The sequence below is a fragment of the Bizionia argentinensis JUB59 genome (assembly GCF_000224335.1).
GTDB classification, from domain to species: Bacteria; Bacteroidota; Bacteroidia; order Flavobacteriales; family Flavobacteriaceae; genus Algorimicrobium; species Algorimicrobium argentinense.
In genome coordinates, this window is sequence record NZ_AFXZ01000004.1 from 1 (window position 1) to 14,925 (window position 14,925).

Here is a 14,925-nt window from a genome sequence, read left to right on the forward strand (position 1 = left end):
ACTGCTTCAAAAGCTTCATATTCTTTACGCCTCTTGCATAAAAGAGTAACCTTGATACCTAGTTCTCTTGGTAGTTCTGATAAGTTTTTCCTGTTCTTACTTAATTCTACCGATTGTCGTTTAAAAGCTTCATCATATTTCTTTCGCTCTTGTTTCATAAGTTAAATATAAGTCTTTATGCTTAACTTGTACTGCCCACTAAATTAGTATATCCAGACATCATATAGGTAAAAAAAATAACCAGTATAATATCCCTAAAGGGATGCCAATGTGCGACAAAATTATTTTCGATTTTTAAAAGCTGCTTCTATTTGTCCCGTTAGGGACATCATATAGGTCAAAAAAATAACCAGTATAATATCCCCTAGAGAAATGCCAATGTGCGACAAAATTATTTTCGATTTTTAAAAGCTGCTTCTATTTGTCCCGTTAGGGACATCATATAGGTAGCAGTATGCCGAAGGCAGCTGCAAGACATCCTATAATATCGGTTTAAGAATAAATCGTTCATCGAATTCAACATTAAATTCTTTTAACAATTGTAAATATTCTTCATGAAGATCAACCGATTTGTGATGCTGCTCTTGGTTTTTAATATAATTAAGCACTCGCCCCAAATCAGATTTTGAATACGAAAAAGCACCGTAACCAGATTGCCATGAAAACCTACCGCTTACCAAACTTCTATTATTTATCCATTTGGACGAATGCTGTTTTAAATCTTTCATTAAATCTGATAAAGATTGTGTCGGTCGCATTCCAAATAAGATATGAATATGATCCGGCATACCATTAATTTGTAAGACTTTGTGTCCATTATTTTGAATAATGCCGGTCATGTATTTATATAATTCTACCTTCCATTCATTTTTAATAATGCTTTGTCTGTTTTGAACCGCAAAGACCACTTGAATATGAATTTGCGTATATGTATTGGCCATTATTATTTTGATTATTATTGCGTACCTAGAGGCACGCTGTTTGACGTCTCATTCTTTTCTACCCATATATGATCCCTAAAGGGATGTTCTGCTGATGAATAATTTAACGTCTCTGTTCTGTTCTATCGATATATTATCCCGAAACGGATATGCTCCTAATAAATCATTTAACGTCTCATTCTTTTCTACCAATATATGATCCCTAAATGGATATGCTGCTGATGAATAATTTAACGTCTCATTACTTTTCTACCGGTAAGTTACCCCTAGAGGAATTGATCCGTCAATAAAAGCTATCATTAATTACAAGTCTCTCATTTATATATATATTTAAAAATCTAATTGCTCGTTTTAAATAATTCTTAAATCAATCCATCAGATTTAAGCACCGATAAATGTAATGAAACATCACTAATAAACGCACAAAAAAGCCAGCTTAAAAACTGGCTCCCAATTACTTAAAAAACAAAAACAAATATTAAGAGGCTTTAAAAACTCTTAATTTCATTAATACGCATTGGCATGTACGCTAGCTACTGCTCTTCCACTTGGATCGTTCATGTTTCTAAAGCTATCATCCCATTCTAAAGCTATTTTAGTACTACAAGCAACACTTGCTTCTTGTGGTACGCATAACGCTGCGGCATCACTAGGGAAATGTTCAGCAAAAATAGCACGATAGTAATACTCCTCTTTACTTGTTGGTGCTTGTATAGGGAATTTGTATTTCGCATTAGCTAACTGTTCATCTGTTACTTCGGTTGCCACAACTTTCCTTAGTGTATCTATCCAACTATAACCAACACCATCACTAAACTGTTCTTTTTGGCGCCAAGCAACACTTTTAGGAATCATATCTTCAAAGGCTTTTCTAACAACCCATTTCTCCATACGCTCGCCATTAATTATTTTATCTTGTGGATTGATGCGCATAGCAACATCCATAAATTCTTTATCTAAAAACGGCACGCGACCTTCAATTCCCCAAGCGGCTAAACTTTTGTTTGCGCGTAAGCAATCATATTGATGTAATTTACTTAACTTCCTCACTGTTTCTTCATGAAATTCTCGCGCATTTGGCGCTTTATGAAAATATAAATACCCGCCAAATAACTCATCAGCACCTTCACCAGATAAGACCATTTTAATACCCATAGATTTGATTACGCGTGCCATTAAATACATAGGCGTACTAGCACGAATAGTTGTTACATCATAGGTTTCTAATTTGTAAATTACATCGCGAAGTGCATCTAAACCTTCCTGAATAGTGAACTTTATTTCATGATGAATAGTTTTAATGTGATTAGCCACTTTAAGAGCCGCCTCTAAATCTGGAGAGCCTTCCAAACCAACAGCAAAACTGTGTAATTGTGGATACCAAGCTTCTTGTTTATCATCGGACTCTATGCGCTTATCAGCATATTTTTTAGCAATAGCCGATATAACCGATGAATCCAGTCCTCCAGACAAAAGCACACCATAAGGAACATCGCTCATTAACTGCCTGTGAACGGCAGCCTCCAAAGCTGCTTTTATTCCAGCAATATGGGTCTCATTTTCTTTAACCCCATCGTAATCTTCCCAATCACGTTTATACCATTGCACGAACTTGCCATCTGTACTTGATAAATAATGTCCTGGTGGAAATAATTCGATTTTGGTGCAATAACCTTCCAAAGCTTTTAATTCTGAAGCCACATAAAATGTTCCATGCTCGTCCCAACCTATATACAATGGAATAATCCCCATGTGATCTCTTGCAACGAAATATTCATCTTTTTCAACATCATAAATTGCAAAACCGAAAATACCGTTTATTTCATCTATAAAACCGACTCCTTTTTCTTGGTATAATGCTAAAATGACTTCACAATCACTTTCCGTTTGAAAATTATAATCTGGAAATTGCTTTCGTAATTCACGGTGGTTATAAATTTCACCATTGGCAGCTAACACTAATTTTTCATCGGCACTAACTAATGGTTGTTTTCCAGATGCTGGATCTACAATTGCCAAACGTTCATGCGCCATAATAGCTTTCTCATTATTATATATTCCACTCCAATCTGGTCCACGATGACGAATTTTCTTCGCCATTTCTAATACTTGAGGTCTTAAATTTTCGGCTTTCTGCTTCAAATCAAATGCACATACAATTCCACACATAATCTTTCTTATAATTGATTTATTAAAGCAAATGTCAATATTAAATTATAATTCACAAACACTACAATATCTATTAGTTACATTTGATAACTAAAAAAAGCAAAAAACAATATAAATGAAACTATATAGCTGTTTTTAATTTATTAAATATGTTAATTTGTAATTTTTAAGGAATCCGTACTGCTTTTAAAAAAATATTAAATATTTTTAACTAAATAAATTTAAAAAAAATTATGAAAAAATCACCGTTTACTAAATCAATAGCCTTTGCTTTTGTGCTATTATTCACGACAGCGCTTTCGGCTCAAGAATTTTCAGGCTTAGACAAAAGCCCCATGGATGCCGCGACGTTTCCTTCGGACTATAAAGAGTCTAACAAGACTATAAAAGTACTTTATAGTAGACCACAGTTAAATAACCGTCTACTATCTCAATTAGCTCCTAATGATAAAGTTTGGCGTACCGGCGCAAATGAAGCCGTACAAATTACATTTTATAAGGACACCAATTTTGGTGGCAAAATGATTGACGCAGGAACCTACTCTTTAGCCACTATTCCAGGTGATAAAGAATGGACCATAATTATTAATAAAGACTTAAACACCTGGGGTTCTTATTTTTATAAAGAAGAAAATGATGTAGCTAGAGTAATAGTTCCTGTGAAAATGGCAGAAGATTCTGTTGAAGCATTTTCTATAATTTTCGACGAAGATGCAACGATGCATATGGGCTGGGACAAAGTTAGACTTGCCGTCCCAACCTCCTCGAAATAAAAGAATCAGTTAGTATATAAAAAAAGCCTTGATTCCGATGTTCCGAGTCAAGGCTTTTATATTAAGGTATATTCAAATACTTATGAGTCTGTAAAGAAACTTTCCATTGTGGGTTTCTCATAACATAATCCACAATTTCAGGAACCATCTTATCCCGATTACTCCATTCTGGTTGTAAATATAATATACACTCCTTATTCACTTTGGCAGCTTGCTCTTCTGCAAAACGGAAATCATCTTTATTAAAAACAATCACTTTTAATTCGTGTGCTTTTTCATAAGCCCGTTGCGTTGGCAATTTTAATTTTTTAGGGGATAAACAAATCCAATCCCACTCCCCAGTTAACTCATAAGCGCCAGAGGTTTCAATGTGCGTTTGCAGACCTTTAGCTTTCAACTGACTCGTTAATGGATTCATATCCCACATTAAAGGCTCTCCTCCCGTTACTACAATCGTTTTACTGTGTTTTTCAGCATTATCTACAATTTTTCCCACATCTGTTGGTGGATGTAATTCCGCTAACCAGCTTTCTTTAACATCGCACCAATGGCAACCAACATCACAACCACCAATTCTTATAAAATATGCTGCCGTACCTTTATGGAATCCTTCACCTTGAATGGTATAAAACTCCTCCATTAAAGGTAATAACAACCCATTATCCAACAACTCTTGTCTTTCACTTTTTGTCATAACTAGCAAAGATATAAAACGGTATTAAATAAGTGAAACTCTAGCATCAATTTTTAATAATACATTGCGTTCCGTAACTACCAATTATTAGAGTAAAGTTATCAATGAAACCCATCGTTCCTAAGCTAGAATTAATTTGTATTCTTGAAAAATAATTTCTTCAGTTTAGCTTAAGAATCGTATTTTTGTTCAAAACACGTATTCATCGTATTACAAAAAAACCAATCCATGAGTATTGAAGGGTCGGGATTTTGAGAAAAACCTTAAGAAAATCTTAAAAAAAGTCTAATTAACCTTTTAAAAATCAATCATCCTATGAATAAAATAGTTTTAAGTCTGATAGTAATAGCTTGTTTCTTTTCCAGTTGCTCTAAAAAACAAGACCCATTTTTAATTAGCAATAAGAGTATTGGCATGTTAACCGATTCTACTAAAGTGACAGATTTAGAAAGGATTTTCCCCAATGACTCTATTGTTAAATTATCTGTTAATGAAGCTATTCAAAGTTCAAACTATGATATTGAAGTTTTCGATAAAACAGGAAAAAAACTATTAGTTTTAAGTCCGAATAAAATGTCCGACTCTTCAGCGACTATTACCAATGTAAAAATTGTAGACCCCCGCTATATAACAACAAAGGGAATTACAACAGAAAGTACTTTTGGTGAAATTCAAAAGAAATATAAAGTTTCAAATATTCAAAATACAATTAAAAATGTTGTGTTTTTTGTGAATGAAATTGATGCGTTTTTCACTATTGACAAAAAGGAATTACCTGCAAAACTGCAATTTGATTCAAATACAAAAATTGAAGCTATCCACATTCCAGAGACAGCAAAAATTAAGTATTTTATGATTGGCTGGAATTAAAATAATATATGAGACCATACTTAACAAATCTATTAAAAAAAATTGCACGCATGCAGCTTGGGTCAAAACAAGCTAGCGTTAACGACACTCAGCTTGTCCCAATTATTAAAAATTTACGCGTAGAACTTTCTCACGCTTTAAAAGAAGCCTTTTTTATTTTAATTGGTGTATTTTCGGCAGGTTTCGGATTAAAAGGCTTTTTATTACCAAATCGATTTATTGATGGTGGAGCAACTGGAATCTCCCTACTTCTAAACAATATTACCCATTGGGATTTTAGTATGTTGCTGATTTGTGTTAACATACCCTTTATTATTTTGGGTGCAAAAACGTTCAATATACGATTCGCCTTAAAAAGTATCACAGCCATTGCTTTATTAGCTCTGGTTGTACATTTTGTAAACTATCCGACCATAACAGAAGATAAATTACTTATTGCTGTTTTTGGTGGTTTCTTTTTAGGTTTAGGAATTGGAATGGCCATGAGAGGTGGTGCTGTTATTGACGGCACCGAAGTTTTAGCGCTCTATTTAAGTAGAAAATTATCAATAACTATTGGAGACGTACTATTATTAACTAACCTTATTATATTCTCATTTGGAGCTTATATACTTTCTGTAGAAATTGCTCTTTATGCTATTTTAACCTATTTATCGGCTGCCAAAACAGTAGATTTTGTCGTAGATGGTGTTGAAGAATATGTTGGTGTCACAATTATTTCAAACCATCATGAAGAAATACGTCTAATGATTATTAAAAAATTAGGTCGTGCTTGTACTATATATGCAGGAAAAGGCGGTTATGGCGCTAATGAAAAAACCTATAATAAGGACATTATTTACACGGTAGTTACCCGTTTAGAATTAGCTAAACTTAACACAGAAATAGATAAAATTGACGATAATGCTTTTATTATTATGGGACTTGTAAAAGATTTACGAGGTGGGATGATAAAGAAAAAACCATTAAAATAATTCAAATGAAATCTTACAAAATTCAAAACGATCCATTTGTAGTTCCAACTAATGACGGAAAAGTAATTAAAGAACATTTTGGATTAGCATCGGACGGTAATCCAGAAATAAGTATCGCCCATATGATAGCGCCCGCTGGTTGGAGTGAGCCGTTTCAAACACCAAAATTTGATGAGTATACTTTTATTATTCAAGGAAAAAAACAGTTTATAATTGATGGTGAAATAATTATACTTGAAGCGGGGCAATCTATTAAAATAAACAAAAATACCCGCGTTCAATATTCCAATCCATATACAGAGCCTTGCATTTATTTAGCGATTTGTAGACCTGCATTTTCAATGGAATTAGTTAACCGCGAAGATCAATGAAAACCATTCAAAAAATCATTGGAATTTTAATAAATTTTGCCGGATTGTTTTCTAAAGAAACTGCTGCTCGGATGGCCATGTATCTTTTTACTACCCCTAGAAGCGGACAAATAAACGAAAAACAATCTGACTTTCTAGATACGTCTTTGCAAGAAGAAATAATGGTAGAGAACATTCCTGTGATGACTTATAGATGGTTTGGAAAAGGTGAAACAATATTATTAGCTCATGGCTGGGAAAGTAATTCCGCTAGATGGCAATATCTAATTGACCCTTTACTAAAATTAAATTTCAATATTATTGCTCTAGACGCGCCAGCTCACGGCCGATCGGGAAGCAAGCGCTTTAATGCTGTTTTGTATGGTGAATTTATAAAAGTTGTTTCAAAGAAACATAAAGCTGATTTCCTTATCGGGCATTCAGTTGGGGGTATGGCTTCGGTATTTTCACAAAACAACAGCGAGTATAGAGACATTTCAAAAATAATTTTATTAGGTGCGCCAGCAGAATTCACGGATGTATTGGATCGCTATTATAAAATGATGTGTTTTAGCAAACGAACGATAAAAGCTATAAACCAATTAATTAAAGATCGTTTGCAGGCGGGACCTGAAAGTTTTTCAACAGCAAAGTATTTGGAGTGCTTAACGATAGATGGTCTTATTATTCACGATGAAAAAGACGGCATTATCCCTTATCAAGACGCGTTAATACTGAACATGAGTTTAAGAAACAGCAAACTAGTAACGACAACAGGTTTTGGGCATTCTCTAATTGACGAGAGCATATCCAATCATATATATGAGTTTTTAAAAAGCTAAATTGATATCTTTGTATTATGGAAGAAAAATTAACGAGACTCAATAAATATTTAAGTGAGGTAGGTTATTGCTCGCGTAGAGCAGCCGATAAATTAATTGATGCTGGTCGAGTGACTATTAATGGTGAGGTTCCAGAAATGGGGACCAAAGTTAAAGAGTCTGACCTGGTAGAAGTCGATGGAAAAGAGATTGCACCTAAATCGAGTCCGTTTGTTTATTTAGCATTTAATAAACCTATTGGAATTGTCTGTACAACAGATACGCGTGTTGAAAAAGATAATATCATTGATTTTATTAAATACCCGAAACGTATTTTCCCTATTGGTCGTTTGGACAAACCTAGTGAAGGTTTAATTTTTCTTACTGATGATGGTGATATTGTTAACAAAATATTACGTGGGACTAACAATCACGATAAAGAATATATTGTAACTGTAGATAAACCGATATCACAGACTTTTATTGAACGCATGAGTAACGGCGTACCTATTTTAGATACGATTTCAAAAAAATGTGTCGTTGAAAAATTAGATACGTATACCTTCAAAATCATTTTAACACAAGGTTTAAACCGTCAAATTAGACGTATGTGTGAGTATTTAGATTACGAAGTTACGGCCTTACAACGGGTGCGAATTATGAATATTTCCTTGGATGTTCCTGTTGGTGAGTATCGCGAATTTACAAAAGCAGAGTTTGATGAATTAAATAATCTGTTAGCAGATTCTGATAAAACGTATGCCGAAAAAAATGCCAAAGACACTAATACAATTCCGAAGCAATCTAGACGTTAAAAAAATATGCCAGCTATTTCTCCTTTTCATATTGCTATTCCTGTTCATAATTTAGAAGCTTGTCGTACATTTTATCGTGATATTTTAAACTGTGAAGAAGGCCGAAGCAGTGACCATTGGGTTGATTTTAATTTTTTCGGACACCAATTGGTAATTCATTACAAACCCAAAACGGATGAAGCTATCCACACCAATAGTGTTGATGGAAAATCGGTTCCAGTACCACATTATGGTGTGGTTTTGGAATGGGACATCTTTCAAGAATTTGCTGCATACTTAAAATCGGAAAATATAAAATTCGCAATTGAACCCTACATCCGCTTTCATGGACAGGCAGGCGAACAAGCCACCATGTTTTTTTATGATCCTGCAGGAAATGCTTTAGAGTTTAAAGCTTTTAGAGATATAAATCAGCTTTTTGCAAAGTAGTTAGTCTGTAGAGGAAAATAAACTCAAATAGAAAAACTGTATTCATATTTTACAATAATCAAAGCATCATGAAAACTATTGATTTAAGTAATACTGTTAAGTCTTGTCATATATAGATTCAGCTATTTTAAAGCTTTTAAAATGATGAAAGCATTAGCAGAAATCTATGAAAATGACTGACAAGAATTTTCATTAAGCGAAGCTAAATATGAATTGCTAGATCAACGCAGAAATGCTCATATTAATGAGGAAAGTAGCTCATATACTTGCGAACAGTTAAAACTATATGCAAGGAGAAACGCCACCGCATAATACCATGTGCTTTAGAGCTTAAAAAGCTATAAAAACATGAATTACCTTTTCATTTAAATTATTGAAGTCTATTGTTTCTGACGGTGCAACTCTCTAGCTAAAAGTGTATTCTTTAAAAGCATGGCAATCGTCATTGGGCCAACACCACCTGGAACAGGAGTAATAAAACTCGCTTTTTTACTCACGTTTTCGAAATCCACATCACCAGTAATAATATAACCTTTTGGTGCATTATCATCAGGAACACGTGTAATTCCAACATCAATAATTACAACGTCGTCTTTAACCATTTCAGCCTTTAAGAAATTAGGAACCCCTAATGCTGAAATAATAATATCTGCTTGAGAAGTAATTTGTGTAATATTTTTAGTGTGACTATGTGTAACCGTTACGGTTGAGTTTCCTGGGAAACCTCTACGGCCCATTAAAATACTCATTGGGCGACCAACAATGTGCGAACGACCAATTACAACCGTATGCTTACCTTTCGTTTCTACATTATATCTATCCAATAATTCTAGAATACCGAACGGTGTTGCAGGAATAAACGTGGACATATCCAAGGCCATTTTACCAAAGTTCATTGGGTGGAAACCATCAACATCTTTATCAGGGTCAACAGCCATTAATACTTTTTGCGTATTAATTTGCGGCGGCAATGGTAATTGAATAATAAACCCATCAATATCTGGATTATCATTCAATTCATAAATTTTATCTAGTAATTCAATTTCACTGGTCGTGTTTGATAAGCGCACCATAGTCGATTCAAAACCTACACGCTCGCAAGCTCGAACTTTACTCCCAACATAGGTTAAACTTGCCCCATCGTTTCCCACAATAACAGCAGCTAAATGAGGTACCTTCTCCCCTTTTGCTTTCATCTTTGTAACCTCATCAGCAATTTCATTTTTAATGTCGTTGCTTATTTTTTTACCGTCTAAAATTGTCATAAAATCAGTTTTCAGTCGCAGTCGAAGTTTACAATACTTACGCTTGCGGATTACTCTTGTCTAAAATAAATTAAACTTATTTAATTATCCTTGCAAAGTCGCCAAGCTTTACTCGATTATATTTCAAATATCTTTTCAAATAAAAGTATCCGAATATTCTACACATCTAATCTTCCCCTTCCGGGAAATGTCCTCAGGACAAAGGGGTATTACTTCATATTATTCATAGCCTGCATCATGCGTTTTCCACCGCCACCTTGCATCATTTTCATCATTTTGCTCATCTGCTCAAATTGCTTTAATAGCTGATTAACCTCCTGAACTGATGTCCCTGACCCCTTACCAATACGTTTTTTTCTACTCGCATTAATAACAGATGGACTTGTACGCTCTAAAGGTGTCATGGAATGAATAATAGCTTCAATACCTTTAAAAGCATCGTCGTCAATATCTATATCTTTCATCATTTTTCCTGCTCCAGGAATCATGCCGATAAGATCTTTCATATTACCCATTTTCTTAATTTGCTGAATCTGTTTTAAGAAATCATCAAACCCGAATTGGTTTTTAGCAATTTTCTTTTGAAGTTTTCTTGCCTCATCCTCATCATACTGCTCTTGAGCTCTTTCAACAAGTGACACAACATCTCCCATTCCCAGGATTCGTTCTGCCATACGTGCTGGGTAGAAAATATCAATCGCTTCCATTTTTTCACCTGTACCGATGAATTTAATGGGTTTATTTACAACCGATTTAATAGAAATAGCCGCACCACCTCGTGTGTCACCATCTAATTTCGTCAGGATTACCCCGTCAAAATTCAAGACATCATTAAAGGCTTTTGCTGTATTTACGGCATCTTGCCCCGTCATAGAATCCACAACAAATAAAGTTTCTTGTGGTTCAATGGCTTTATGAATATTCGATATTTCGGTCATCATCGCTTCATCTACAGCTAAACGACCTGCCGTATCAATAATCACCACATCGTGACCGTTTGCTTTTGCATGAGCAACACCCGCTTTTGCAATAGCAACAGGATCCGTGTTTCCTTTATCACTATAAACTTCAACACCTATTTGATCACCCACAACATGCAACTGATCAACAGCAGCAGGACGATAAACATCACATGCTACTAATAAAGGGTTTTTAGTTTTCTTTGTTTTTAAGAAGTTTGCCAGTTTACCAGAAAAGGTTGTTTTTCCAGAACCTTGTAAACCAGACATTAAAATAATACTTGGCGTACCTGTTAAATTAAGACCTTCGGCCTCGCCTCCCATTAATTCCGTTAACTCGTCTTTAACGATTTTAACCATTAATTGACCTGGCTGAAGCGTCGTTAATACGTTTTGTCCTAATGCTTTTTCTTTTACACGAACGGTAAAATCTTTAGCGATTTTAAAGTTAACATCGGCATCTAAAAGGGCTCTACGTACTTCTTTTAAGGTTTCGGCAACGTTTACTTCTGTAATACTTCCGTGACCTTTTAATACGTGTAACGCTTTATCTAACTTTTCACTTAAATTATTAAACATAATCTTATATCAATTTTAGGAGTCACAAAAATAGCAATTTCAAGCGTATTTATAAAGTTTAGTTTATATTTAATTATATAAAAAAGACAGCTATAAAACGTAGCCTTTACAACAAGAGGAATCTACTAATCTTTACTATTATGCTGTTTATTTTTTTGATGTACTTTTCCTGCTAAATAACCCAAAGCAAAAGGAAGGAATAATAAAATGGCCAATAAGATTACAATGTAAAACAATACCGTTCCAGTTAAATCCTTAACATGTATCATAGTTTCATCCACCATTCTCATAGAAATCTCACTCACTTCAGCTGCAATGGCTTCACGCTCTCTTAAAACAATAGCATCCAATGCAATACGCTCGCGCATAATAATAGTATCTACGGCTTGACGCTCTAAAGCCAAACGTTCACTAACAAAAGCTATTTGATCATTTAGACTAAAAAACAAATAACGCATATCATTTGAAAATACTTGTAGTGCCTCATTTAATTTTTCTGGTGTGTTTTCGGCAATATTAGATAAACGGTCGACTTTCATTTCAACTGTCATCATAATATCTTTAATTTGAAGGGAATCAAAGCCTTTTTCTTTCAACATTAACTCTGTATTCCATTTAAATTGTTTCCCCGCAGCATCAGTTGAATAACTTAATTTATCGGAAAAATTAGACATCACTTCCGATAAAGTTCCAACGGTTGAAAACGCTAAATTATCAGGAGTATTTAGAAATTCTATATAGGCCGTTTGTACCGAATGATGACGTAGATTGGCACTAGATATTGGATGTGAATTCGCAAATTGATTGGCGAAATCACGATGTTTTTCAAAAACGTTGGGCTTAAAAAATTGTCGCCCCTTTCTCTCTATATCATCAACATTTTCTTGAGAAATACGTTTTACGTAATTAGTATAAACCCCAAAGTAATCTTGTGCTTCATCAGTTTCTAAAAAGTTACGCACCTCCAACATATACGTCCAAGTATCCATTAAGGATAATCTAGGAGAACTTTGAAAAGCTGTATTTTTAAAAGCGCTTAAAGTTTCTATTTTCCAGCGATACGCAAGTTTTTGTAGTTCTACATTCGTTGTTGTTTTAATAATACTATCGGCAGCAGATTCTACGCGATTTGTTGCTTCATTTACCAAATTTTGTGTGAGTAAACGAATATTCAAATCTTGTTTTGAAAGTGGTTCTTGAGCACTTTCAATTTTTAATAAAGAGCAACTATTAAAAATTACACTTATAAAAGTAAGAAACAAAATACGTGTAACCGTATTTGAAATTACAAATGATTTCACATCGATTGGTTTAAGGATAAATTTATAAGCAAATGAAGATTACATACGTTCAGGAACTTGAATTCCTAATAAAGAAAATCCGTTTTTAATTGTTTGCGCTACCGATTGCGATAATTGCACACGGAATACTTTCTCCGTTTCAGAATCGGCGCCAAGTATAGAAACGTTTTGATAAAACGAGTTAAATCCTTTTACTAAATCGTAAATATAATTGGCAATTAATGCAGGACTATGATTACTAGCTGCATTTTGAATAATTTCCGGGAATAATTCAATTTGCTTAATTAAATCGCGTTCTTTTTCGTGCAAGCTAATATCTGTAATATCTTGAGATAAATCGAAATCAGCTTTTCTTAATATAGCTTGAATTCGCGCATACGTATATTGTATAAAAGGTCCTGTATTTCCTTGAAAATCAACAGATTCTTTAGGATCAAATAAAATACGTTTTTTAGGATCTACTTTAAGAATATAATATTTTAAAGCGCCCATTCCAATCGTCTTATACAAGTCTTGTTTATCAGCATCCGAATAGCCATCAAGCTTCCCTAATTCATCTGAAATCTCTTCAGCTGTATCATTCATATCCTGCATTAAATCGTCAGCGTCCACAACGGTTCCTTCACGACTTTTCATTTTACCACTCGGTAAATCTACCATTCCATAACTTAAATGGAATAGGTTTTTGGCCCATTCAAAACCTAATTTTTTCAGAATTAAAAACAACACTTGAAAGTGATAATCTTGTTCGTTACCAACGGTGTAAACCATACCTCCTACATCCGGATAATCTTTTACTCGCTGAATAGCCGTTCCAATATCCTGTGTCATATAAACGGCTGTACCATCGGCACGCAGCACTATTTTTTCATCTAATCCGTCTTCGGTTAAATCACACCAAACAGAACCGTCCTCTTTTTTATAAAAAACACCAGTTTTTAAACCTTCGCTAACAAATTCTTTTCCTAATAAATACGTTTGACTTTCAAAGTATAAGCAATCAAAATCAACTCCAAGGTTCTTATACGTTGTTTCGAATCCAGCATAAACCCAATCGTTCATTTTTTTCCAAAGTGTTACTACAGCTTCATCACCAGCTTCCCACTTACGAAGCATATTTTGTGCTTCAATAATAATAGGTGCTTCCTTTTTAGCTTCATCTTCGGTTTTGCCTTGTTCTATTAATTCGGCAATCTCTTTTTTGTATTCTTGGTCAAACTTGACATAGTAATTTCCAACAAGCTTATCACCTTTTAATCCGGTAGACTCAGGTGTTTCACCGTTTCCAAAACGCTCCCACGCCAACATACTTTTACAAATATGAATACCTCGATCGTTTATAACTTGTGTTTTATAAACCTTTTTCCCAGAAGCTTTTATAATTTCGGCAACACTAAATCCTAATAAGTTATTTCGAATATGTCCTAAATGCAACGGTTTGTTTGTGTTAGGCGAAGAATATTCCACCATAACAGCTTTATCATCTGTTTTTGGTGTTACAAATCCGAAGTCTTTAGAATTGGAGATTCCTTTGAAAAAACTGATATAATACGCATCTTCAATTTCAATATTCAAGAAACCTTTAACTACATTAAACCTTTTAACAACCTCCAGATTGTCTTGTAAAAACTGTCCAATTTGCTCACCAATTTGTACTGGGTTTCCTTTTACTTGGCGTAACATAGAAAAAACAACAATGGTTATATCGCCAGGAAATTCCTTGCGTGTTGCTTGGAATTCTACCGAAGAAAGATCGACGTTAAAAATAGACTTTACGCCTTGTTTTACAGATTCTGAAAGAGTTTCTTGAAGATTCATTTTTTACATTTTTAAGAGAGCAAATATATCAATTTAATACAAGGTATGCGCGATTAATATGTCTAGAGTTACAAATGAAGCGACCAGACATTTCAGCCGCAAAAAACACCTCTAAAAAATAAAAACGAAAATAAGATTGTTGAAGCTAAATTAATAAAAACTGTGGC

14 protein-coding genes are annotated in these 14,925 nt (G+C 34.2%); 7 read left to right on the forward strand and 7 right to left on the reverse strand.

Annotated features, from left to right (window positions below; all coding sequences use genetic code 11):
• Positions 1 to 479: 479 nt before the first annotated feature.
• Both tnpA and asnB read right to left on the reverse strand, forming a co-directional pair.
• Entirely contained in the window at positions 480 to 941 is a 462-nt protein-coding gene (gene tnpA / locus BZARG_RS02365) for an IS200/IS605 family transposase (RefSeq protein WP_008635043.1), read from the reverse strand.
• 507 nt (positions 942 to 1,448) lie between these two features.
• Positions 1,449 to 3,110: an asparagine synthase B gene (gene asnB / locus BZARG_RS02370; protein WP_008635023.1), complete on the reverse strand. Its 1,662-nt coding sequence runs from the start codon at positions 3,108 to 3,110 to the stop codon at positions 1,449 to 1,451.
• A 233-nt stretch (positions 3,111 to 3,343) separates the two neighbouring features.
• On the opposite strand from asnB, the gene BZARG_RS02375 reads away from it, so the two are divergent.
• Complete coding sequence (locus BZARG_RS02375) at positions 3,344 to 3,883, forward strand: DUF2911 domain-containing protein (protein ID WP_008635033.1); 540 nt, start codon at positions 3,344 to 3,346, stop codon at positions 3,881 to 3,883.
• Between the two features lie 61 nt (positions 3,884 to 3,944).
• Here BZARG_RS02375 and BZARG_RS02380 read toward each other — a convergent pair whose 3' ends face one another.
• Positions 3,945 to 4,577: a 7-carboxy-7-deazaguanine synthase QueE gene (locus tag BZARG_RS02380; protein ID WP_008635029.1), complete on the reverse strand. Its 633-nt coding sequence runs from the start codon at positions 4,575 to 4,577 to the stop codon at positions 3,945 to 3,947.
• A gap of 315 nt (positions 4,578 to 4,892) precedes the next feature.
• On the opposite strand from BZARG_RS02380, the gene BZARG_RS02385 reads away from it, so the two are divergent.
• From BZARG_RS02385 to BZARG_RS02410, 6 genes are read left to right on the forward strand one after another with little or no spacing between them, the layout of a single operon-like run.
• Positions 4,893 to 5,447 carry a hypothetical protein gene (locus BZARG_RS02385; RefSeq protein ID WP_040287931.1) on the forward strand — a complete coding sequence of 185 codons (555 nt, stop codon included), beginning with the start codon at positions 4,893 to 4,895 and terminating at the stop codon, positions 5,445 to 5,447.
• An 8-nt stretch (positions 5,448 to 5,455) separates the two neighbouring features.
• Entirely contained in the window at positions 5,456 to 6,421 is a 966-nt protein-coding gene (locus tag BZARG_RS02390; RefSeq protein ID WP_008635054.1) for a YitT family protein, read from the forward strand.
• Between the two features lie 5 nt (positions 6,422 to 6,426).
• A complete protein-coding gene (locus tag BZARG_RS02395) occupies positions 6,427 to 6,792 on the forward strand; it encodes a cupin domain-containing protein (RefSeq protein ID WP_008635018.1) in 366 nt (121 codons plus the stop codon).
• A complete protein-coding gene (locus tag BZARG_RS02400) occupies positions 6,789 to 7,613 on the forward strand; it encodes an alpha/beta fold hydrolase (RefSeq protein WP_008635031.1) in 825 nt (274 codons plus the stop codon). Before BZARG_RS02395 ends, BZARG_RS02400 begins: the two co-directional genes overlap by 4 nt.
• A 17-nt stretch (positions 7,614 to 7,630) precedes the next feature.
• Positions 7,631 to 8,407: a 23S rRNA pseudouridine(2604) synthase RluF gene (rluF, locus tag BZARG_RS02405; protein WP_008635056.1), complete on the forward strand. Its 777-nt coding sequence runs from the start codon at positions 7,631 to 7,633 to the stop codon at positions 8,405 to 8,407.
• 6 nt (positions 8,408 to 8,413) lie between these two features.
• Positions 8,414 to 8,836, forward strand: a complete 423-nt coding sequence (locus BZARG_RS02410) for a VOC family protein (RefSeq protein ID WP_008635052.1) — start codon at positions 8,414 to 8,416, stop codon at positions 8,834 to 8,836.
• 380 nt (positions 8,837 to 9,216) lie between these two features.
• Here BZARG_RS02410 and BZARG_RS02415 read toward each other — a convergent pair whose 3' ends face one another.
• The 4 genes from BZARG_RS02415 to argS all read right to left on the reverse strand — a co-directional run bounded on the left by BZARG_RS02415 (position 9,217) and on the right by argS (position 14,758).
• Positions 9,217 to 10,101 carry a bifunctional 5,10-methylenetetrahydrofolate dehydrogenase/5,10-methenyltetrahydrofolate cyclohydrolase gene (locus BZARG_RS02415; protein WP_008635038.1) on the reverse strand — a complete coding sequence of 295 codons (885 nt, stop codon included), beginning with the start codon at positions 10,099 to 10,101 and terminating at the stop codon, positions 9,217 to 9,219.
• Between the two features lie 209 nt (positions 10,102 to 10,310).
• Positions 10,311 to 11,639 (reverse strand): signal recognition particle protein, encoded by a 1,329-nt coding sequence (gene ffh, locus BZARG_RS02420; RefSeq protein WP_008635021.1) that lies wholly within the window; start codon positions 11,637 to 11,639, stop codon positions 10,311 to 10,313.
• Positions 11,640 to 11,764: 125 nt separating this feature from the next.
• Positions 11,765 to 12,940, reverse strand: coding sequence for a hypothetical protein (locus BZARG_RS02425; protein WP_008635016.1), 1,176 nt, complete (start codon positions 12,938 to 12,940; stop codon positions 11,765 to 11,767).
• Between the two features lie 39 nt (positions 12,941 to 12,979).
• Positions 12,980 to 14,758, reverse strand: coding sequence for an arginine--tRNA ligase (argS, locus tag BZARG_RS02430; protein ID WP_008635030.1), 1,779 nt, complete (start codon positions 14,756 to 14,758; stop codon positions 12,980 to 12,982).
• Positions 14,759 to 14,925: the final 167 nt, after the last annotated feature.